A 20,208-nucleotide genomic window follows, 5' to 3' on the forward strand; every position below is an offset into this window, starting at 1 on the left:
CATAAAATACTCCATATATTGATGTTTATAACATCATTTGAGGAGCAGAATATCACTTATAGGAGTTGTTCAAATTTACGGATCCATCTCTATTTTTTGCCAAAACCGTAAACCGTAGCTCCTTGTTCTTTAATTCGAATTGCAAGTGCAGTGAAATCACTATCACTAGAAACTAAACAAAAACCATCAAATCGCCCTGTATAGAGTAAATCCATTGCATCAATAATCATGAAACCATCAGTCGCATTTTTGCCTGTTGTATAAGCAAATTGTTGCATTGGTTTGATTGCTAAACTATTAATAGCTTGTTTCCAATTACCATTTTGACTTACGAAATTACCGTAAATCCTCTTAACAGTAGCTTCTCCATACTTTGTAAGCTCATTTAAAATATTTTCAATATCTTTTGCTGAAGCATTGTCTGCATCAATCAACACTGCTAATTTTGCGGTTTTTTCTTCTGAAACATTAAAAATCGTTTTTAAAGCCATTATTCTCTCTAAAAATAAAAACCCCACACAGGGTAGGGTTTTATCGCATAAAGTAATTTAATTAGTCAATTAATCAACCAATCAATTTCTTCATTAATTCATTTACTTGAGCAGGGTTGGCTTTACCCTTAGACGCTTTCATCACTTGACCGACTAAACCGTTGAAGGCTTTGTCTTTACCAGACTTATATTCTTCAACCATTTTTTCATTGGCAGCAAGCACTTCCTTAATAATTGCTTCAATTGCGCCTGTATCAGTTTCCTGTTTCAAGCCTTTCTCAGCAATAATTTCGTCTGCAGTTTTGCCTTCATCCCACATAAAGCCGAACACTTGTTTTGCAATCTTACCGCTAATGGTGTTGTCTACAATACGTGCGATCATACCGCCAAGTTTCTCGGCAGATACAGGTGAGTCTGCCAAATCTAAACCTGCTTTATTGAGTGCACCTGAGAATTCACCCATCACCCAGTTTGCTGCAATTTTACCGTGTGCCGCACCACCTGCTGCAGCAACCACAGCTTTGTAAAATTCAGACATTTCACGAGTAAGCGTTAAAACGTGAGCATCGTATTCAGTCACAGCAAAGTCTGCTACAAAACGTGCACGACGTGCCGCAGGCAATTCAGGCATAGTGGCTTTAATTGCTTCAATTTGCGCATCTGGAATAACCACAGGCAATAAGTCTGGATCAGGGAAGTAGCGGTAATCGTTCGCTTCTTCTTTCGAGCGCATTGAACGCGTTTCCATCTTCACCGGGTCAAACAAACGTGTTTCCTGATCTATGGTGCCATCCCATTCCAAGATTTCCATTTGACGTTCAATTTCAACATTGATCGCTTGTTCAATGAAACGGAATGAGTTCAGGTTTTTCAATTCACAACGTGTACCGAAAGGTTGCCCCGGACGACGTAATGACACGTTACAGTCAGCACGGAATGAGCCTTCTGCCATGTTGCCGTCAGAAATACCTAACCAACGCACTAGCGTATGAATCGCTTTAATATACGCTACGGCTTCTTCAACCGAACGCATATCGGGTTCAGATACGATTTCAAGCAAAGGCGTACCTGCACGGTTGAGGTCAATACCTGACATGCCTTCAAACTGATCGTGAATCGACTTACCAGCATCTTCTTCAAGGTGTGCACGGGTTACACCAATGCGTTTGGTCGTGCCATCTTCAAGTTGGATGTCGATATGACCCAAACCGACAATTGGGTTGTCCATCTGGCTAATTTGGTAGCCTTTAGGCGAGTCAGGGTAGAAGTAGTTTTTACGTGCAAAGACAGAAGCTTGATCGATATAAGCATCAATCCCTAAACCGAAGCGAATCGCTAAATCTACCACTTCTTTATTTAAAACAGGCAGTACACCCGGCATGGCTAAATCAACAAGGCTGGCTTGTGTATTTGGGTCTTGACCAAACTCGGTGGATGAACCTGAGAAGATTTTAGAATTGGTTGCAAGTTGCGTGTGAATCTCAATACCAATCACGACTTCCCAACCATCAATCAGGTTTGATTTTGGTTTAGCAGTATTCTTCGCCATTATGCGTTCTCCTCAGCAATTGCAGCGCGTTGAGTATGCCAATTGGTCGCTTGTTGATACTGATGTACCACAGATAGCAGTTGTGATTCAGACCAGTAATTGCCAATTAATTGTAAACCCACAGGCAAGTGATCTTGGTCAAAACCAACAGGTGCACTAATTGCAGGTAAGCCCGCCAAGTTCACCGCGATGGTGTAAATGTCGCCCAAATACATTTCAACAGGGTCTAAAGACGCGCCAATTTTATATGCAGTGGTTGGTGCAGTCGGTGCAGCAATTACATCTACCTGTTCAAAGGCTTTTAAGAAGTCTTGCTGAATTAAACGACGTACTTTTTGCGCTTTCACGTAGTAGGCATCGTAATAACCTGCAGAAAGGGCATAAGTACCAATCAAGATACGACGTTGTACTTCTGCACCAAAACCTTCAGAACGTGAGCGTTTGTAAAGGTCTAAAATATCTTGCGGATTTTCTGCACGGTAGCCATAACGCACACCATCGTAACGTGAAAGGTTAGATGATGCTTCTGCAGGAGCAATCAGGTAGTAAGTCGGGACATAGCTTTCAGTCATGTTGAGGTCAATTTCAACAAGAACTGCGCCCAATTCTTCTAATTTTTTCAGTGATTCTTCAACACGTGCTTTAACTGCGGCATCTAAACCAGCCACATTGAAGTATTGTTTTGGAATACCAATACGTAAGCCTTTAAGCGCTGTCGCATTGAGGTTCGCTACATAATCTTCAACAGCTTTATCCATAGAGGTTGAGTCTTTGGCATCGTGACCTGCCATCACATTCATTAAGTAAGCACAGTCTTCTGCAGAGCGCGCCATCGGGCCTGCCTGATCTAAAGAAGATGCATAAGCAATGATGCCGTAACGTGAAACACGTCCATAGGTTGGTTTAAGACCAGTTAAACCACAGAATGATGCAGGCTGACGAATTGAACCGCCAGTGTCTGTACCTGTCGCAAAAGGAGCAAGGTCAGCCGCTACAACGGCTGCCGAACCACCCGATGAACCACCTGGTACGTGATCTAGCGCCCATGGGTTTTTGGTTGCGCCGTAGAATGAACTTTCAGAGGTTGAACCCATTGCGAATTCGTCCATGTTCACTTTACCTAAAGTGACCAAACCTGCTGTTTTACCTTGTGCAACCACGGTTGCATCATAAGGTGAAATAAAGTTATCCAGCATTTTTGAACCCGCAGAGGTTTTAATGCCTTGAGTACAAAAAATATCTTTGTGCGCAACAGGCACGCCTGTTAAAGCTGTTGCTTGACCTGCCTGACGTAAGGCATCGGCAGCATCTGCCTGAGCCAATGCAACTTCATTGGTCACAGTCACATAAGAGCGTACTTGAGGATCAATTTTTGCAATACGTTTTAAATAATGTTCAGTCAGTTCGCGAGAGGAGAATTTGGCTGCCGCTAAACCCTCAGAGATTTCACGAATCGATAAGCGATGTAAATCTGTCATGAGAAAAATTCTTTTACCTTTTTATGAAGTCAAAATGTAACAGCCGAATAAATTATTCAATCACTCGTGGAACAAGGTACAAGCCATCCTGAACTGCAGGAGCAACAGCTTGATATTGTTCACGATGATTCTGTTCAGTTACCACGTCTTCACGTAATGGTTGCGGGTGGTCAAATGGACTTTTTAAAGGCTCTACGTCATCAGTATTAATGCCTTTTAAGCTTTCCATCATGCCTAAAATTTTATTTAGACTTTGAGCATATTCAGCAGATTGCGTATCATTGAGTTTAAGACGGGCAAGATTGGCAATTGCTGAAACTGTTTGTGCATTTAAATCTGCAGAATGCTGAGCATCCGAGGTAGACATAACATCACCTAAAATCAGTATTAATAAAAAATTTCAAAATATCGTGCGTTATAATAAGCGATTGACTTGTTCAACGCACCACATTTAGTTAAAGTTGCCAACTTGCGTCCACATAAAGTTTAATCGAGAACGACTCCGTGATTCTAAAACGACTAATTGGCTTGTTTTCGCCAGACCTAGCCATTGATTTAGGTACAGCAAATACACTTATTTATGCGCCAGGACGAGGCATTATATTAAATGAACCGACGGTTGTGGCAATTCGTCACAGCGGTTCACAGAAAATTGTTGCCGCAGTCGGTCTTGATGCCAAACAAATGTTGGGTCGTACCCCTGCAAATATTTCTGCAATTCGCCCTATGAAAGATGGTGTAATCGCTGATTTTGAAGTGACTGAAACCATGCTCAACCAATTTATTGGTAAAGTGCATGAAAAGCGCTTATTCCCACCTGCACCACGTGTAGTGGTGTGTGTGCCATGTAAATCTACCTTGGTAGAACGTCGTGCCATTCGTGAAGCGGTATTCAATGCGGGTGCACGTGATGTCCGCCTGATTGAAGAACCAATGGCTGCTGCAATTGGTGCAGGTATGCCAGTTGAGCAAGCTTGTGGTTCTATGGTGGTCGATGTTGGCGGTGGTACAACGGAAATCGCCATTATTTCATTACAGGGTTGCGTGTATTCAGATTCATTGCGTATTGGTGGCGATGTGTTTGATGAGCAAATCATTAACTATGTGCGTAAGGCGCATGGCTGTGTGATTGGTGAAACCACAGCAGAAACCATTAAAAAAGAAGTGGGCATGGCATTGCCAGATGAAGGTGCTAAACCACTTGAAATTGAAGTGCGTGGTCGTAACTTGGCTGAAGGTGTGCCGCGTGCCATTACAGTTACTTCAGATGAAATTACTCAAGCAATTTCTGATCCGCTACAAAGCATTGTTGCCGCAGTGAAATCTGCATTGGAACAAACGCCTCCTGAATTGTCTTCAGATATTGCAGAGCGTGGTATTGTGCTGACAGGTGGTGGTGCATTGTTACGTAACCTAGATAAGCTATTGGCACAAGAAACAGGCCTACCTGTGGTGGTAGCAGAAGAACCATTAACTTGCGTGACCCGTGGCGGTGGCAAGGTTCTGGAATTCTTTGATAATCCAAACCACGATATGTTATTTGTTGGCTAAACATAGGATTCGGCGGTGCAAACAAATCTGTTTTCCAGACAACCGCCATCTTTTCGCTCTTTTATTATTGCGGTCATTACTTGCTTGGTCATCCTGTTTTTTAACTGGCGTGTTCCGCATGTAATCCAACCTGCACGAGATGTTTTGTATGCGGCATATAACCCAATTTATGCCCTTGCAAGCTATCCTGTATTGTCGCGAGAATGGCTAAGTCAACAAAGTAAGTCTGAAGCTCAGTTGCGTCGTGAAAATACCGCGATGCAGGCAGAGTTGTTACAGGCTAAAGTCCGCCTGCAAAAATTATCTGAACTTTCTGCAGAAAATACCCGCTTGCGTGGGTTGCTCGATACACCCTTAATCATTGATGGACGCATGGAAATTGCCGAAGTGATTGGCACCGATGCTGACCCTTTGCGACATATTATTGTGATTAACCGTGGCTCTCAAAATCAGTTAAAAGTCGGACAAACTGTTTTAGATGATAAGGGAATTATGGGGCAGATTATTTCTGTTTATCCGCATAGTAGCCGTGTCATGCTGCTTTCAGACAAAGAACATTCACTCTCTGTACGTCTAGAACATACTGGTATGCGTGCCATTGTGTCTGGTACGGGTGACCTTGGTCGTTTAAAAATGGAATATGTACCGACCAGTGCCAATATTCAAGTTGGAGAAAAAGTCTATAGCTCTGGCTTGGGCGAGCATTTTCCAGCAGGTTATTTGGTTGGAAGCATTGCTAAAATTAGCCGTCATAATTCAGGTGAGTTTGCCCAAATTGATGTCGTGCCTGCAGCACAATTGGCAGGTGGGCATCATGTAGTGGTGTTATTCTCAGAATCTTTAGCGAAGGAGCAGCCAAATGCCAATCGCTAAATTAGGACAAACCCGACTAGGGCAAAACAAGAATAAAGACCCACTGTTTCCGATTATTTTTTCGGTAATTGCAGCATCGGTACTTATGGTGTATCCATTGTCATACGCAGGTTCTGGCTGGCGACCATTATTTATGTTAATGGTGACCCTATTTTGGGTGCTTGGACAACCAACCTGGTGCGGAATTTGGTTTGCCTTTGGCACAGGTTTATTTGCCGACTTACTTCTCGATGCACCTTTGGGTATGAATGCCCTAAGTTTTGTGGTGATTACTTTTGTGGCACGTTTTCTGACCCGTGAACGCCGCATCATGACTTTTGCTAATTTATGGGTGATCAGTGCAATTGCGATTTTGGCACACCTTGCCATTATGTGGGTGTTGCAAGTTATGGGGGGAATACAGTTCCCGTTCGCCCGTCATTGGCAGCCTGTGCTGAGTAGCATTTTGCTTTGGCCCGTGTTGTATTATTTCTTAAGAAAATGGCGCATTTAATTCTCGCCTCAAGTTCACCGCGACGTCGGGAGCTGCTACAACAACTTGGACTGGAATTTGAAATTTACAGTCCAGACATTGATGAATCTGTTTTGGTTGGTGAAGACGTTGCCGCTTATGTTGAACGTCTGGCACGTGCCAAAGCCGATGCTGTGCTCAGTGTATTTCCTGATGCCATTGTGATTGCTGCCGACACCAGTTTAGGGGTGGATGGGCAGATTTTGGGTAAGCCTGAATCTAAGGCACATGCCTTTGCCATTTGGTCACAACTCTCTGGTCGAAAACATGATGTTTTTTCAGGAGTTTGTGTGGGTACAAAACAGAAAAAATCCAGTATAGTGGTAAGTACACAGGTTGAATTTCAATCGCTTAGCCTAGATGATATGGAAAGTTACTGGGCAACAGGTGAGCCGATTGGCAAAGCGGGAGCGTACGCAATTCAAGGCATTGCAGCACGTTATATTCCGCGTATAGAAGGTAGCTACAGTAATGTTGTGGGCTTACCTTTGCATGAAACCGTACAGTTATTACAGACAGTTAAGGCACTAAATTAACTGCTGCACAAAAATTTTTATAATGTTTTGAGTTTTATTATGTCTGACGAGTTGTTGATTAATGTCACACCGATGGAGTGTCGGGTGGCGTTAATTCAAAACGGCACGGTCAATGAATTATTCGTTGAACGTACTGCCAAGCGTGGTCTGGTGGGCAATATTTATAAAGGCAAAGTCGTGCGTGTGCTGCCAGGTATGCAAGCTGCTTTTGTCGATATTGGTTTATCACGTACTGCTTTTTTGCATATTAATGACATGATTTGGCCACGTAGCCAGCCAACACCCAATGTATTTGAGTTGTTGCAACCAGGGCAAATTCTCACGGTACAAGTCATGAAGGATATGCTGGGTACTAAAGGCGCCCGACTGAGTACTGATCTTTCCATTCCTTCGCGTTATTTGGTCTTAATGCCGTATGGCAGTCATATTGGCGTATCACAACGCATTGAGTCGAGCGAAGAGCGAGAGCGTCTGCGTGGCATCATAGAAAGCATTCAGGCAGAGCATAAACTTCCAGGCTCAGTGATTGTCCGTACAGCAGCCGAAGGGGTAGATGAAGCCGCTTTGGTGCAAGACATGTGCTATTTGGCGAAACTGTGGGAATACATTCAGCGTAAACAAATCAGTATTGCCGTACCCTCTTTAATTTTTGAAGAATTACCTTTACCACAACGCGTGATTCGTGATTTAGCCAATGACAATACCGCTAAAATTTATGTCGATTCACGTGAAATTCATGCCAAATTAAAAGAGTTTGTAGATGAATTTGTGCCGAATATGCATAATCGTCTGATTCATTATCCTGGTGAGCGGCCACTGTTCGATTTATACAATGTCGAAGAAGATATTCAAAAGGCATTGCAAACCCGTGTGGCATTAAAGTCGGGCGGTTATCTGATGATTGATCAGACTGAAGCCATGACTACCATTGATGTGAATACAGGCTCTTATGTCGGTGGGCGGACTTTAGAAGACACCGTATTTAAAACCAATATGGAAGCCACGCAAGTAATTGCCCGCCAGTTACGTTTGCGTAATTTGGGTGGCATCATCATTATTGACTTCATTGATATGCAGGAAGTGCAGCACCGAGATGAAGTCTTGAGTCAGTTCGAGCGGATGCTTGAACGAGACCATGCCAAAACCAAAATTACCCAAGTGTCTGAATTGGGTTTGGTCGAAATGACCCGTAAACGCACCCGTGAATCTTTAGAACATTTACTGTGCGAAGCCTGTCCAACCTGTCAGGGGCGTGGATATGTCAAAACAGCTGAGTCAGTGTGTTACGAAATTTTTCGAGAAATTTTAAGATATGCCCGTGCATTTGAGTCACAACGTGGCTTTACTGTCGTTGCGCATCCATCGGTGATTGACCGATTGTTAACTGCCGAAGCGCCAGCGGTCGCGGATTTAGAGCACTTTGTCAGCCGTGTGATTAAATTTCAGGTGGAAAATTTATATACGCAAGAGCAATACGATATCATTCTGAGCTGAAATTGTAACAGGATATCGCTAAACAGTTGTTACATCTGAAATTTTACTTTTTTGAGCGAATTCTCAATACTAAGCATACACAGTCAGTAGCCAAAACCGAACATCTCCCTCGGTTTAGCAAATGAGGTATGTCATGGGTATGAGTGAAGCAGTGATTAAAAAAAGTTTGAAAGTCTTAGATCGTAAAGTGACACATAACGGTTATATTTTGGATGAGCAAGGTAAAGAAACTCAAATTACCACAGCAATGATTAGCGCAGTTTGTCAGCAATTATTAAAACAGTGTCGTAGTATTCAAAAATAAGGGGCATAAATTGCCCCTTAATTGATTGTAAAATCTATCCTTAACTCATTTTATGCGTCGTATAACATATTGATGTTATATGAAATACAGGGTAAAAACCCACTCAAATCCATTCCGAATATTGGGAAAGCCCTTCAGGTTGAAGGTGAAGGTTGAGTGAGTTTTAGCAAGCCTTATTCAAAGATCAATCTACAATTTTATTTACACCTTCAGGTGCATCAATAATCTGTTCAAAACGCTGAATTTCATCTTCCAAATGCTGCAATAAGTTTTGCATTTTCGGTAATGCATGACGACATGCGGTTAAACCAACTTCCAGCTTGTCTAAATAACTGGTCATAGTGATATTCAAAGCTTGTCCATCTAGCACAATTGAAGCAGGATAGAGCGCATCTAGCTTCGCACCATTCCAATATAAAGGCTCACGTGGGCCTGGCACGTTAGAAATGACCAAGTTAAAGGCCTGACGCTTTGGCATAATGCCAGACAAAATATTGATACCTGCAGCACCATATACAAAGGCACTGTAGTTCATAATTTGATTGGCATTCATACGCTTAAAACGCTGTTTAGCATTTTGTACACTGCGGCGCACAATTTTTAAACGTTCAAGCGGGTCTTCTTTGTGTGTGCCCAAGTTGGCTAAAATCATGGTGATGCGGTTAGAAACTTCTGAATCATCATCACGAATAGACGCAGGCACCATTGCAATCAGGGGTTTTTTCGGCAGTGCGTATTGACCAAGTAAGTACTCACGTAGCGCACCTGAACAGATTGCAAGAACAACATCATTGATGGTCACACCCAATGATTTGGCAATACGATGCAAACGTGCAAATTCAAAAGATTGAGCGGCAAAACGACGTGATGCGCTTACACGCTGATTGAGAATACTGCTTGGTGCTTGGAAGCTAGAAACATAGTCAGGGTTGCGTCCCATGTCTTTGGCAACGGTTTGCGACACTTCATAGACTGCACGCGGAGTGGCTTCAACATGACCTTTGACCCCACCAAAAATTTTCTTTAAACGGCTCACTTTAGGTTTTTTTAGGCGTTTGGCGCGCGGCCCTTCAACACACCAAGGCGGAACAATGCTTTTTGCATTTTCATCGTGAGAGAGGGATTTTTCCACCAAACGCATGCCTGCAATACCATCCACCATGGCATGGTGAATTTTAAAGAACATTGCAAAGCGGTTGCCCTCAATACCTTCAATAATATGGCAAGTCCAGAGTGGTTTAGCACGATCAATCAGTGAGCTATGTTCTTGTGAAATATAGGTTAATAATTCACGAATACGCCCTGGTTTAGGCAAGGCAATATGACGGAAATGATGATCAAGATCGAATTCTTCATCTTCATCCCAAAATAAGCCATTCAGTTTGTTATTAAATGGTGCAATTGGCATAGACTTAGATTCACGTATATCGGCAACTAAGTCTTGAATAAAACTGGCAGGTGCATGTTCTGGAATTTGAAATAGGAATAATCCACCCACATGCATGGGCTGTTGGCGTTTTTCTAATGATAAAAATATAAAATCAATAGGGTGTAATGGACGCATATTATGGATTGCCTCACTGCAATTTCTACACCTGTTCTTTGCTGAACAGGTTTTTAGAGTTATATAAGATTTAATTTCAGTATATCTTTTTTATCAAACAAATATAGTGGTTTTTGCGCCATCATCCGTCAATAAAAATCACCAGTGGGTCTGTGATTTTTATTGACCTTAACAGGGGAGGATTACTTCAGATTCCCAGCATGCAGACCACATTCTTTGTGGGTGGCTTCTTCCCACCACCAACGGCCTTCACGTTCATGTTGGTTTGGCAATACAGGTCGGGTGCATGGTTCGCAGCCAATCGAAATAAAACCTTTTTCATGCAAGCGGTTGTATGGAATTTCCATCATACGAATATAGTTCCAGACATCACTGCTTGACCAGTTCGCTAGAGGGTTGTATTTGATTAATTGCTTCCCTGGGCCTGAAAAACCTGCATCGGCTTGCACCACAGGAATATCCTGCCGTGTACCAGGACTTTGATCTTTACGCTGTCCTGTAATCCAACCATCCAGCGTTGCTAATTTTTTACGCAGCGGCTGAACCTTGCGAATACCGCAACATTCTTGATGGCCATCTTCAAAGAAACTGAACAAACCTTTTTGCTGTACCAGTTGTTGTGTGGCTTCGGTTTCTGGAAAGCAGATTTCAATATCTAAATTATAATATTTACGTACAGTTTCTAAAAATTGATAAGTTTCAGGATGTAAGCGTCCTGTATCTAGGCTAAAGACACGAAATGGCAAGCCTAGGTTAGATGCCATATCAATTAAAACCACATCTTCCGCACCAGAAAATGAAATCGCCACTTCGCCTTGCTGGCTTAAGGCAAGTTTTAAAATATCGCTTGGCGATTTGTTGGCGTATTCAGTTGCGAGCGCATCCACAATATCTATGGTTGGAATGGTGGTCATATCAATTCCTGGCAGTTGGCTTGAGGGCTAATCTTCATTCTTTAGGGGAATATTTTAATTGAATTGTGAAAAGCATCTTATCACTAAAAAATAAATGCTTATGAATGAAAGAGATTTAAAAAAGAACAAGGCAAACAACAAATCTTCGGCTATGATAGGGAAAAATTTTCAATTGGTATTTTGGGAGAACCCATGGAAATCGTATGTCTTGATCTTGAAGGTGTGTTAGTTCCAGAAATTTGGATTAACTTTGCTAAAAAAACTGGAATTAAAGAACTTGAAGCAACCACACGTGATATTCCTGACTACGATGTGTTGATGACTCAGCGTTTAAATATCTTGAAAAAGCATGGTTTAGGTTTAAATGATATTCAAGCCGTAATTGCAGATATGGGACCATTCCCAGGTGCAAAAGAGTTTGTTGAATGGGTTAGCACTCACTTTCAGTTGATTATTCTTTCAGATACTTTCTATGAGTTTGCTCATCCGTTAATGAAACAATTAGGTTGGCCAACTATTTTCTGCCATAAATTGGAAACTGATGAAAATGGCATGATCACTGCGTATAAATTACGTCAACCAGATCAAAAACGTCAGGCGGTAAAAGCTTTACACGGTTTAAATTTCCGTGTGATTGCTGCGGGTGACTCGTATAACGATACGACCATGCTTGGTGAAGCAGACAAAGGTTTCTTGTTTGATGCACCAGACAATGTAATTGCAGAATTCCCGCAATTCCCGGCCATTCATGGTTATGAAGCATTGAAAGAGGCGATTCGTGGTGCTTCAGTGCGTGATATTCCAGCCTAAGTCTTAAAATTTAGGTAAAACAAAGGGCATCAATAGATGCCCTTTGTTGTATTTACGCTTTGAATGATTTAGAAGCGGTAGCCGATTTTTAGACCATAACCCAATGCATAGTTGTCTTCAAATTCACCCACGATATTGCCGCTAGTTTGAGCGTGTGCATCGCCTAACCAGAAGTATTTTACGCCTGCTTGAATAAAGTAGTTTTCTGCTGGGCTGTATTGACCACCTAAGCCAACGCTCCAATAACCTTCGGTCGGGCCTAAAGTTGTTACAGGGTTACCTGCGCCAGAGTCATAACCGACTGATGCAGAACCAGACCATTGACTATTAAACTTGTGGCCAACACCTACAGTTGCAGACCATTGATCGTCTGAATAGTCGATGAGGTTATTACCGCCTGAGCGATCAAATAATGCTTTTGGGGTGACAGCAAATTGATCCCAATGTACCCAACGAATGTTTGCGAAAGCTAAAGTATTGGCTGCAATACCTGTCTGAAAATCTAGATTAACAGATTGCGGTGTAACAGCATCTAAACTACCATTATTTAAGTTAATAGTTGAGCCTGCTGCTGCGGTAACATTGGGTGCAATCGGAGTGGCTTGCGCAAATGTGTAACTTTCATCACGTTTAGCTTTATGCTTGATTTCAGAGCGATAAGTTACAGCTGCTTTTAATGCAATTTCTGGAATTTGATACGCAAAACCAGCGAGCCAACCAAAAGCTTCTTCTTCATGTACTTTAATATTGTAACCTGATAAGCCTTGATAGGCTGCACCACGCAAATTAATATCTGCTTCTACGGTTTGCCAAACGGGACCTGCGTAAAAGTTCCAGTTTTCTGTAGGTTGGTAGCCAATTAAAGCGGTGAGGTTGTGTGTCTCTACTTCTACTTGGGTTGCTTGACCATTCGCAGCAAAAATAGGATTTGTTGAAGGGTAGAGTGATTCAGCACCAAATGGTTGGTCATATAAAAGACCTACAGAAATTTGTTCAGTTGCTTGTACTTTAATTGCAGCAGAAGGGAAATAATAATCTTCGGCCATATCGCTGACATTATTTTTTAAAAGATCTTTACCTTTAACGGTAGGATCTAAGACTGAAATCCCCGCTTCTGCATAATTCCCTGGTTGTAAAAATGCAGCAATAGATTGACCAGAGCGGTCTAAACCAGCAGCAAGTGCAGGCGTAAATGGAAGAGTGCTAAGTAAAATAGCAGAATAGATTTTATTGAGCTTCATGGTCATTCCCTGATGCTTTATGTAACAAAAAGTGCGGGAAAAGTAACACATTTTAAAAAAGAGTAAATGCTCAGCTTTGCAGAATAAATGAACTGGACATATTAAAAATAGAACTTGATTAGAGTAAAAATACTATTTAATAATTTTAAGTAAATGAATTTTATAGATTATTTAATTTTTGCATTGGGTGGGGATAAGTGAATCTAATTGTTTTAAATTTCAACATTTGGTTAACACTTGTATAAAAAGTGGAGTAATTTTTTCTGCAAGTGGTCGCTATTCTCTTAAATGAAATGTATTCGATTATTAATGCGGTCATTATTTGTCACATCAAAGGTTTTTAACGTCAATTTATTTAAGAGCTATGAACTTTTTGGATTTACGCAACAGATCTAATATACTTAAATAAAGCGCATCCAGTAAAAGGTCAAGCCATGAAATCTGAACAATATCAAGGGAAAATTAAGCAATATAATGCCGAAAAAGGCTACGGTTTTATTGCCGCACCTGAAGGCGAAGTATTTTTTCATATTTCAGATTTTCCTGCGGCAGAGGCTGAACCAAAGCGCAATGACCGAGTAAAGTTTAATGTGGTTCAAAATGGAGATCGATATAAAGCGATTAACATTGAACCTGTAGAAGATAAATCCAAAAAAGCAAAAAAAGCCAAAGCAGTAGCTGTGAATACTTCAATTACTTCGGCATTGTTATCCAATCTGAAGCGTTAAGTTTTGCTGCTAAAAAAAAGAGGCTTTTTTAGCCTCTTTTTATTTTTGATTATTTCGCTTCACAAAACTTCATAAATGCTTTAAGGCCAGGCCCTTGATATTTCTGACGATGCACTAACATGAACAGTGGGCGAGTGAGTTGCCAAAATGGTGTATCTAAAATCACCAATTGACCCTTCTCAAGCAAAGGCTCAATAGCCAGTCGTGAAATACAAGACATACCAATGCCACCTGCGACAATTTTTAAAATCGCTTCGTTATGCCCCAAGGTCAAACGAATATTGGCATCAGGCAAATCTTTTAAAATTGCATTGTCAAAAACTTCACGTGTGCCTGAGCCTTCTTCACGTAAAATCCATTCAACATCTTCAAAATCTGCTGTGGTTAAGGCGCGCTTAAGTTGTGCTAAAGGATGTGTTGGCGCACAGCACACGGCAAGTTCATCATCACGCCAGTGAATACATTGTAGTTGTGGTAAATGACATGAACCTTCAATCAGCGCTAAATCGAGCTGAAACTGATTGACGGCTTCAATCATTTGGCGTGTGTTGCCTACTTGTAACTGTAAATGTGCCTGTGGTTGAATTTGCAAAAAGTCTGCCATTAAATCTGGCATTAAATAGTCACTAATGGTCAGGGTTGCACCCAAACGTAAATCTATACTTTGTAGTTCGCCTTTGGCTGCCTGTTCAAAGGCTTCACAGCGTCCTAAAATTTCTAAGGCCTGAGGTAATAAAAAACGACCTAAATCGTTAAGTTGTAAACGCTTACCTAAGCGGTCAAATAGTGGAGCGCCTAAACCATCTTCCAAATCTGCTAAGGCCATACTTGCAGCACTTTGGGTCAGTTTAACTGCATCACTGGCTTTGGTTACGGTCCCTTCCTGGGCAACTGCTACAAAAACCGCCAACTGGCGTAAAGTCATGCGCATGAATCAAGCCTTAACATTTAAAAAATATTAATAAATTATCCTGACATGCTAACATGAGCACAGTCTTTCACGCCACGTTCAAATCATGTCAATTGAAAAATTTACTTTAGAAAAAGTGCTTTCGGTGCATCGTTGGACCGATACCTTGTTTAGTTTTACCATAACTCGCCCTGCACATTTCAAATTTACTGCAGGACAGTTTGCACGTATTGGTTTAAAAGTGGGCGATGAACTGGTGGTACGCGCTTATTCTGTGGTGTCATCACCTTTTGATGAAACCTTGGAGTTTTTCTCAATTGTTGTGCCAGATGGTGCATTTACCTCGAACTTGCAACATTTGAAAGTGGGCGATGAGCTATATTTAGAAAAAATACCTTACGGTTTTTTAACTTTGGCACGCTATCAACTGCCTACGCCACAGGATTTATGGCTGCTTGCAACGGGTACAGGCCTTGCGCCGTTTTTATCGATGTTACAAGACTTTGAAACTTGGTCGAAATATCAAAATATTTACTTGGTTTATAGTGTACGAACAGAATCTGAATTGGCCTATGTCGATAAAATTCACCAGATTGCCGAAACTTTTGGGGAAGGACACTCAGGTTTTAAATTTATTCCTATTATCACCCGTGATCCGAATGCAGCGCTCAATGAACGCTTACCTGTGTTGATCGCTAACGGTGCTTTGGAAAAAGCCGCAGGGGCAATGCTAAATCCTGCGAGTAGTCATGTGATGTTATGCGGTAACCCTGCAATGGTCGATGACACTAAAGAAGCCTTAAAAGCACGAGGTTTGACCATGAATCGCCGTGGGGAAGGTAATATTGCCGTAGAAAACTATTGGTAAGGCTGTGATGCAATTATTTAAATATATCGCATGTGTAGGACTGATTTGGACTGTTGCAAGTGCTGCGCAGTCTGCAACTGTAGAAACACATGTCTCACTGCAGCAAAACCCTAATTTATGATGGACCACTGAGCGAGGAAGCCAATACACGTGCAGCAGAACTCTTAAAGCAATCAGGTCAAGTCGATACACTGAAAATCACTAGCCGTGGTGGTGAAATTGGTTTAGGAATGGACTTGGGCAATTTGGTCTACGACCATCAACTGAATGTTGAAGTAGGGCAGCATTGCTTTTCTTCATGTGCCAATTATGTTTTCCCTGCGGGAAAAGTGAAATATTTAAACTTACGCAGTCAACTGGGTTGGCATGGCGGTAGTTTGCAAAAAATGCAAATTGAAAGTGCGGAAATGGAGCAAATATATAACGAGTACATTGGCCCTATTCGTGCCAAAGAAACGGCTTTTTTCCAGAAAATTAAAGTGCAGCAAGCATCCACAATTGTAGGGCAGGCGCCACACGCGCGAAAAAATGCGAAGCTTTGGCATAGATCAGGTACGTTATAAACAATGGCTATGGTTGCCTAAAGCGAGCTTTGAAAATAAGTGTATTTTCACCATTCGCTAAAACATGGTTGTTCAAGTTATTTCATCATCTACAAAAAACCTCATCTACTGTTTGGTAGATGAGGTTTTTGATATTCGTGCGGCTCAACTTTAAAATAATTAATGCACAAACATATCCATATATTCGCGGATTTCCTGAATTGCACTGTCTACATCGCTGCTGAGCCAAGTCGGTTCAAAAAAACCAGCATAATGTTCTAAACGCTCTTGTGGTACGACCAAGCGCACAGGGCATTCTTCTTCAAGCATGCGCCACGGCAAAATTGGCACATCATTGTCCAAAAAGGCAGCAATGTTGCGAATATCAATAATCATGGCATTAATGCAATCTGGAAAAGGCATCACTGAAAATTCTTCAGTACGACGTCGGAAATATTCCAAATCGCTCCATTTTAAGAGATAGCTTGGTTTACTAAATTCAATAATACCAATCAGATGCCCATCACGGGTATAGTGCAAGGCACATTGATGAGTGACGTCAGTGTCAAGATCAAGCGATACACTTTGTTGACGATACGCCATAAAGCTTTAAATACACAAAAAACGGGCCATGATTATAGCGCATTTCCACACTTGAGGCAGCTTTGTCTGCATGGACGGATCAGTGAGTATGGGCGATTCACATTTATTACATCTATTCACCATCTCACTATGCTTTGTGACACAAAGCATTGCAGCAGCTTGTTAGTATAAAAATTCACCAGATAAATATTTTAAGTGAGGGGAACATGCCACATGATTTTAATAAACCACCTCATGTAAGTTCCACTGAGGAAATCACCCGTAAAAAACGTATTCCAGTGTTTATGCTGATATTGGTGGGTATTTTTTTATTGGCATTGCTGATTTACATGATGGCGGACCGCAAACCGAGTCCAAGTGATGCACCGCCTGGGCATCCTAATCCTGAAGTTCAACAAGCGACACCCAATAGTACAACAACAGGTACAGCAGGGGATGAAGCTCGAGCAGTGGACAGTGATACTGCCACCGCAACGGATCAGTAGCGATGAGTACATGAGCTGAAAAAACAGACCCATAGCATTGAAGCCTTGCATTATGCAGGGCTTTTTTGTTGGTTTTCGCAAGTTTTATTGACACTCCTTTGTAGAATTGTTGCGATTCTGCATCCCAAGGTTGAATAAAAAATATGCAAATTCTATGGTGAATAGAGCTTTACTCAATAATTTGAATCGATAAAAAGCAGTTTTACGCTGCGGGACAGTTGCAATTGGTCCTTAGAAAATCAGCGTAATCACCATGAGGACTATAGACGATGAATGATTATTTTAATGGGAACCTACATGGTAGAGGTTTTGATGCCATGTATTATTGGGAGCAATTTCAGCCGATTCTGGCGGCTGTTGCAATATTGCTTGTTGGATGGATTGTGGCATTACTCGTGGCTGGGGGCGTTAAAAAAGTCCTACAAAAAATGGGTACAGATCAGAAGCTGGCACATGCAACGGGACATCGTTCAAATATTGAAGTGATTGTGTCGCGGGTCATCTTCTGGGTTATTTTAATTATTGCGGTTATTGGTGCGCTCAATGTACTGAATCTGACCAGTGTCAGCGGCCCATTCAGTAATATGATTCAGCAGTTCTTGCTGTTTATACCTTCATTATTGGCAGCGGTTGCTGTGGGTTTTATTGGCTGGATTTTAGCGAATCTAGTCAGAGTTGGCATGCAAAAGCTGTTAGCACGCACTCAACTGGACGAAAAACTCAGTTCTGATGTAGGCGTGAGTGGCTTAAGCCAAAATATCAGTGAAATTGTCTATTGGTTGATTTTATTGCTGTTCTTGCCAATCGTACTTTCGATTTTAGGCTTAAACGGTTTGCTCTTCCCTGTGCAAAATATGGTGAATGAAGTTGTGCTTTATTTACCGAATATTTTCATTGCGGGCGTGATTGTTTTTGTGGGCTATATTCTTGCAAAAATTGTGCGTGGTATTGTTGAAGGTTTATTGGCAAGCTTGAATGTACAGCAGCATGCTGAAAAAGTGGGCATCTTTAAAAATTCCAATTTACCTAAATTGCTAGGTTCATTTGTTTTTGCCTTAGTTATTATCACAGCTTTAATCATTGGTTTTGAAGCACTCGGCATAGAAGCTATTTCGCAACCTGCAACAGCCATGTTGTATGAAATTATGAATGCGATTCCGCATATTATTGCTGCGGGTCTGATTCTTATTTTAGCCTATGTGGTGTCACGCTTTGTTGCCAATATTGTGGTAGAAGTGGTTGCAGGTACAGGTGTAGATGAAATTCCTGCCAAACTTGACCTACAACGTTTTTTAGGCACAACTAAAATTTCATGCGTGGTCGGTTATCTGATTGTGTTCTTTACCATGTTGTTTGCTGTATCTGAAGCAGCAAATCGCTTGGGCTTTGAGCAAGTCAGTGGCTTGATTGCCATGTTCATCCAGTTTGGTGCCGACATTCTGTTGGGTGCTGTTATTCTGGTAATTGGCTTCTGGCTAGCAAATTTGGTGGCCAAAGTGGTACAACGTGGCGAATATAATAGCTCACGTTGGTTAGCGAACTTGGTCCGTATTCTCATTATGGGCTTAGTGGTGGCGATGGGCTTACGTGCGATGGGTATTGCTGACTCTATCGTGAACTTGGCCTTTGGCTTAACTTTAGGTGCGGTAGCTGTGGCTTTTGCTTTGGCTTTCGGTCTAGGTGGTCGTCAACCTGCAGAGCGTGTCTTAACTGATTTGATTGATAAAGCCAAACGAGAGGCGAATCAACCAAATCCATTGCGTGAAACAGAAGTACAAAACGCAGCGCCATCTACAACTGTAATGACACCGATGGCAACGCAAGCACAAAGTACTGTAGCTGATAATGATACCGCTGCACCTGCTGAAGCTGCCACAGATCATGCGGTGCCAGACAGTTTGAAAGTTGATCCAGAACATCCAGCTGTAAATAAACCTTTTGGTTCTACAGGTGAAGCAGAACCTGATGTGGATCAAACACCAAATAATGACCCGAAATAACCTGTTCAGCAGTTTCGTTGAATGATTAAGATCGATCAGACCCGTGCTGGTCGATCTTTGTTTTATGGATAGATTTCCCTGAATAGAAAAAATAGGTTGATACAGGAGTGCAGCATGTCAAAACAAGCACCTAATAAATTCTTTGCACCGATTGTGATTGCAGGTATTACCATAGGCTTTTTTGTTGCTGCTTATAAATTTGTTTTTGCCAAACCGGAAGCACCAGAAAAACCAACTGAAAATATTGAGAAAAATCATCTAAAAGAGGATAGACCAAGCTCTTAAATTATGTTAAAAATTAATCAAATTTGGCTAGGATTGGCTAAATAAAATGAATGAAAGTTCATGAGCAAAAGAAGCTTAAAAAGGTGAGATGAGGGATAAGGTCTAAATAAAAAATTCAGTTTTAACTGAGTTGAAATATTTAAGTCTTACAATTCGCGTAAGGATGACAATAATGAGAGAAATCAACATGCTAAATAAGTTACGTAGTACTTTGAAGCCTCAATTTTCGGCAAAATTACCACTACATCAACAAAATGCTGTGGCAAAAATGCAACAAGCGGAAGCACGCTTAGCGAATACGCCAAAATTGGTATTATTCCGTACAGATTATCTTGAATAATCATGGATACTTGATCTAAATTTTAAGTTTAAAAAGCCAGTTCATATTGAACTGGCTTTTTTGCTATTTACTGAATTTTTGTCTTGAAATAGATTAACTTAATACAATTCAAATAGTGAATATCTCATAGG

At 41.4% G+C, this 20,208-nt stretch carries 22 protein-coding genes and 1 pseudogene; 14 read left to right on the top strand and 9 right to left on the bottom strand.

What is annotated here, in order from left to right; translation table 11 throughout:
- Positions 1–92: 92 nt before the first annotated feature.
- The 4 genes and pseudogenes from HHA41_RS03495 to gatC form a co-directional block, all read right to left on the bottom strand.
- A pseudogene (locus HHA41_RS03495) lies at positions 93–491 on the bottom strand (NYN domain-containing protein); the annotation flags it as partial.
- A gap of 73 nt (positions 492–564) precedes the next feature.
- Positions 565–2,040 (bottom strand): Asp-tRNA(Asn)/Glu-tRNA(Gln) amidotransferase subunit GatB, encoded by a 1,476-nt coding sequence (gatB, locus tag HHA41_RS03500; protein ID WP_168460544.1) that lies wholly within the window; start codon positions 2,038–2,040, stop codon positions 565–567.
- The gene (gene gatA, locus HHA41_RS03505; RefSeq protein WP_168460545.1) at positions 2,040–3,518 is read right to left on the bottom strand and encodes an Asp-tRNA(Asn)/Glu-tRNA(Gln) amidotransferase subunit GatA; all 1,479 of its coding nucleotides are present in this window, start codon (positions 3,516–3,518) and stop codon (positions 2,040–2,042) included. The genes gatB and gatA overlap by 1 nt, the downstream gene beginning before the upstream one ends.
- A gap of 52 nt (positions 3,519–3,570) precedes the next feature.
- Complete coding sequence (gatC, locus tag HHA41_RS03510; protein ID WP_168419202.1) at positions 3,571–3,885, bottom strand: Asp-tRNA(Asn)/Glu-tRNA(Gln) amidotransferase subunit GatC; 315 nt, start codon at positions 3,883–3,885, stop codon at positions 3,571–3,573.
- 137 nt (positions 3,886–4,022) lie between these two features.
- Here gatC and HHA41_RS03515 point away from each other — a divergent pair, with 137 nt between their 5' ends.
- The 6 genes from HHA41_RS03515 (at position 4,023) to HHA41_RS03540 (ending at position 8,787) form a co-directional block, all read left to right on the top strand.
- The gene (locus HHA41_RS03515; protein ID WP_096901763.1) at positions 4,023–5,069 is read left to right on the top strand and encodes a rod shape-determining protein; all 1,047 of its coding nucleotides are present in this window, start codon (positions 4,023–4,025) and stop codon (positions 5,067–5,069) included.
- 15 nt (positions 5,070–5,084) lie between these two features.
- A complete protein-coding gene (gene mreC, locus HHA41_RS03520; RefSeq protein ID WP_168419203.1) occupies positions 5,085–5,942 on the top strand; it encodes a rod shape-determining protein MreC in 858 nt (285 codons plus the stop codon).
- Positions 5,929–6,435, top strand: a complete 507-nt coding sequence (mreD, locus tag HHA41_RS03525) for a rod shape-determining protein MreD (protein ID WP_168419204.1) — start codon at positions 5,929–5,931, stop codon at positions 6,433–6,435. The genes mreC and mreD overlap by 14 nt, the downstream gene beginning before the upstream one ends.
- Positions 6,423–6,989 carry a Maf-like protein gene (locus HHA41_RS03530; RefSeq protein WP_168460547.1) on the top strand — a complete coding sequence of 189 codons (567 nt, stop codon included), beginning with the start codon at positions 6,423–6,425 and terminating at the stop codon, positions 6,987–6,989. The genes mreD and HHA41_RS03530 overlap by 13 nt, the downstream gene beginning before the upstream one ends.
- Positions 6,990–7,028: 39 nt before the next feature.
- Positions 7,029–8,483, top strand: a complete 1,455-nt coding sequence (rng, locus tag HHA41_RS03535; protein ID WP_168419206.1) for a ribonuclease G — start codon at positions 7,029–7,031, stop codon at positions 8,481–8,483.
- Between the two features lie 133 nt (positions 8,484–8,616).
- Positions 8,617–8,787 (top strand): PA1571 family protein, encoded by a 171-nt coding sequence (locus HHA41_RS03540; protein ID WP_096901775.1) that lies wholly within the window; start codon positions 8,617–8,619, stop codon positions 8,785–8,787.
- Between the two features lie 184 nt (positions 8,788–8,971).
- Here the strand turns inward: HHA41_RS03540 and HHA41_RS03545 are convergent, their stop codons facing one another.
- The gene (locus HHA41_RS03545) at positions 8,972–10,351 is read right to left on the bottom strand and encodes a wax ester/triacylglycerol synthase family O-acyltransferase (protein ID WP_168460548.1); all 1,380 of its coding nucleotides are present in this window, start codon (positions 10,349–10,351) and stop codon (positions 8,972–8,974) included.
- 182 nt (positions 10,352–10,533) lie between these two features.
- Entirely contained in the window at positions 10,534–11,265 is a 732-nt protein-coding gene (locus tag HHA41_RS03550; protein WP_168419208.1) for a phosphoadenylyl-sulfate reductase, read from the bottom strand.
- Between the two features lie 192 nt (positions 11,266–11,457).
- Between HHA41_RS03550 and thrH the strand changes: the two genes are divergently transcribed.
- Positions 11,458–12,075 (top strand): bifunctional phosphoserine phosphatase/homoserine phosphotransferase ThrH, encoded by a 618-nt coding sequence (gene thrH / locus HHA41_RS03555; protein ID WP_168460549.1) that lies wholly within the window; start codon positions 11,458–11,460, stop codon positions 12,073–12,075.
- Positions 12,076–12,143: 68 nt separating this feature from the next.
- Here the strand turns inward: thrH and HHA41_RS03560 are convergent, their stop codons facing one another.
- Complete coding sequence (locus HHA41_RS03560; RefSeq protein WP_168460550.1) at positions 12,144–13,316, bottom strand: outer membrane protein transport protein; 1,173 nt, start codon at positions 13,314–13,316, stop codon at positions 12,144–12,146.
- 434 nt (positions 13,317–13,750) lie between these two features.
- Between HHA41_RS03560 and HHA41_RS03565 the strand changes: the two genes are divergently transcribed.
- Positions 13,751–14,044 (top strand): cold shock domain-containing protein, encoded by a 294-nt coding sequence (locus HHA41_RS03565; RefSeq protein WP_168460552.1) that lies wholly within the window; start codon positions 13,751–13,753, stop codon positions 14,042–14,044.
- 49 nt (positions 14,045–14,093) lie between these two features.
- Here HHA41_RS03565 and gigC read toward each other — a convergent pair whose 3' ends face one another.
- Entirely contained in the window at positions 14,094–14,975 is an 882-nt protein-coding gene (gene gigC / locus HHA41_RS03570) for a LysR family transcriptional regulator GigC (RefSeq protein ID WP_168460553.1), read from the bottom strand.
- Between the two features lie 85 nt (positions 14,976–15,060).
- On the opposite strand from gigC, the gene HHA41_RS03575 reads away from it, so the two are divergent.
- Positions 15,061–15,822, top strand: coding sequence for a ferredoxin--NADP reductase (locus tag HHA41_RS03575; RefSeq protein ID WP_168460555.1), 762 nt, complete (start codon positions 15,061–15,063; stop codon positions 15,820–15,822).
- A gap of 89 nt (positions 15,823–15,911) precedes the next feature.
- Complete coding sequence (locus HHA41_RS03580; protein ID WP_168460557.1) at positions 15,912–16,385, top strand: hypothetical protein; 474 nt, start codon at positions 15,912–15,914, stop codon at positions 16,383–16,385.
- A gap of 159 nt (positions 16,386–16,544) precedes the next feature.
- Here HHA41_RS03580 and HHA41_RS03585 read toward each other — a convergent pair whose 3' ends face one another.
- Entirely contained in the window at positions 16,545–16,967 is a 423-nt protein-coding gene (locus HHA41_RS03585; RefSeq protein WP_168419216.1) for a hypothetical protein, read from the bottom strand.
- Between the two features lie 206 nt (positions 16,968–17,173).
- On the opposite strand from HHA41_RS03585, the gene HHA41_RS03590 reads away from it, so the two are divergent.
- From HHA41_RS03590 to HHA41_RS03605, 4 genes are all read left to right on the top strand, one after another.
- On the top strand, positions 17,174–17,452 hold the full coding sequence (locus HHA41_RS03590; protein WP_168419217.1) for a hypothetical protein: 279 nt from the start codon (positions 17,174–17,176) through the stop codon (positions 17,450–17,452).
- Positions 17,453–17,721: 269 nt separating this feature from the next.
- Positions 17,722–19,452: a mechanosensitive ion channel gene (locus tag HHA41_RS03595; protein ID WP_168460558.1), complete on the top strand. Its 1,731-nt coding sequence runs from the start codon at positions 17,722–17,724 to the stop codon at positions 19,450–19,452.
- Between the two features lie 114 nt (positions 19,453–19,566).
- Positions 19,567–19,737 (top strand): hypothetical protein, encoded by a 171-nt coding sequence (locus HHA41_RS03600; protein WP_168419219.1) that lies wholly within the window; start codon positions 19,567–19,569, stop codon positions 19,735–19,737.
- 187 nt (positions 19,738–19,924) lie between these two features.
- Positions 19,925–20,077 (top strand): hypothetical protein, encoded by a 153-nt coding sequence (locus tag HHA41_RS03605; protein ID WP_168460559.1) that lies wholly within the window; start codon positions 19,925–19,927, stop codon positions 20,075–20,077.
- The last annotated feature ends 131 nt before the right edge of the window (positions 20,078–20,208 follow it).

The organism is Acinetobacter sp. A1, assembly GCF_012371315.1.
Classification (GTDB): domain Bacteria; phylum Pseudomonadota; class Gammaproteobacteria; order Pseudomonadales; family Moraxellaceae; genus Acinetobacter.

Bases quoted from the DNA above. Each gene is read 5' to 3' on its own strand.
- gatB (WP_168460544.1), bottom strand. From the start codon at position 2,040: ATGGCGAAGAATACTGCTAAACCAAAATCAAACCTGATTGATGGTTGG.
- gatA (WP_168460545.1), bottom strand. From the start codon at position 3,518: ATGACAGATTTACATCGCTTATCGATTCGTGAAATCTCTGAGGGTTTA.
- gatC (WP_168419202.1), bottom strand. From the start codon at position 3,885: ATGTCTACCTCGGATGCTCAGCATTCTGCAGATTTAAATGCACAAACA.
- mreD (WP_168419204.1), top strand. From the start codon at position 5,929: ATGCCAATCGCTAAATTAGGACAAACCCGACTAGGGCAAAACAAGAAT.
- HHA41_RS03530 (WP_168460547.1), top strand. From the start codon at position 6,423: ATGGCGCATTTAATTCTCGCCTCAAGTTCACCGCGACGTCGGGAGCTG.
- rng (WP_168419206.1), top strand. From the start codon at position 7,029: ATGTCTGACGAGTTGTTGATTAATGTCACACCGATGGAGTGTCGGGTG.
- HHA41_RS03540 (WP_096901775.1), top strand. From the start codon at position 8,617: ATGGGTATGAGTGAAGCAGTGATTAAAAAAAGTTTGAAAGTCTTAGAT.
- HHA41_RS03545 (WP_168460548.1), bottom strand. From the start codon at position 10,351: ATGCGTCCATTACACCCTATTGATTTTATATTTTTATCATTAGAAAAA.
- HHA41_RS03550 (WP_168419208.1), bottom strand. From the start codon at position 11,265: ATGACCACCATTCCAACCATAGATATTGTGGATGCGCTCGCAACTGAA.
- thrH (WP_168460549.1), top strand. From the start codon at position 11,458: ATGGAAATCGTATGTCTTGATCTTGAAGGTGTGTTAGTTCCAGAAATT.
- HHA41_RS03560 (WP_168460550.1), bottom strand. From the start codon at position 13,316: ATGAAGCTCAATAAAATCTATTCTGCTATTTTACTTAGCACTCTTCCA.
- HHA41_RS03565 (WP_168460552.1), top strand. From the start codon at position 13,751: ATGAAATCTGAACAATATCAAGGGAAAATTAAGCAATATAATGCCGAA.
- gigC (WP_168460553.1), bottom strand. From the start codon at position 14,975: ATGCGCATGACTTTACGCCAGTTGGCGGTTTTTGTAGCAGTTGCCCAG.
- HHA41_RS03575 (WP_168460555.1), top strand. From the start codon at position 15,061: ATGTCAATTGAAAAATTTACTTTAGAAAAAGTGCTTTCGGTGCATCGT.
- HHA41_RS03580 (WP_168460557.1), top strand. From the start codon at position 15,912: ATGTCTCACTGCAGCAAAACCCTAATTTATGATGGACCACTGAGCGAG.
- HHA41_RS03585 (WP_168419216.1), bottom strand. From the start codon at position 16,967: ATGGCGTATCGTCAACAAAGTGTATCGCTTGATCTTGACACTGACGTC.
- HHA41_RS03590 (WP_168419217.1), top strand. From the start codon at position 17,174: ATGCCACATGATTTTAATAAACCACCTCATGTAAGTTCCACTGAGGAA.
- HHA41_RS03595 (WP_168460558.1), top strand. From the start codon at position 17,722: ATGAATGATTATTTTAATGGGAACCTACATGGTAGAGGTTTTGATGCC.
- HHA41_RS03600 (WP_168419219.1), top strand. From the start codon at position 19,567: ATGTCAAAACAAGCACCTAATAAATTCTTTGCACCGATTGTGATTGCA.
- HHA41_RS03605 (WP_168460559.1), top strand. From the start codon at position 19,925: ATGCTAAATAAGTTACGTAGTACTTTGAAGCCTCAATTTTCGGCAAAA.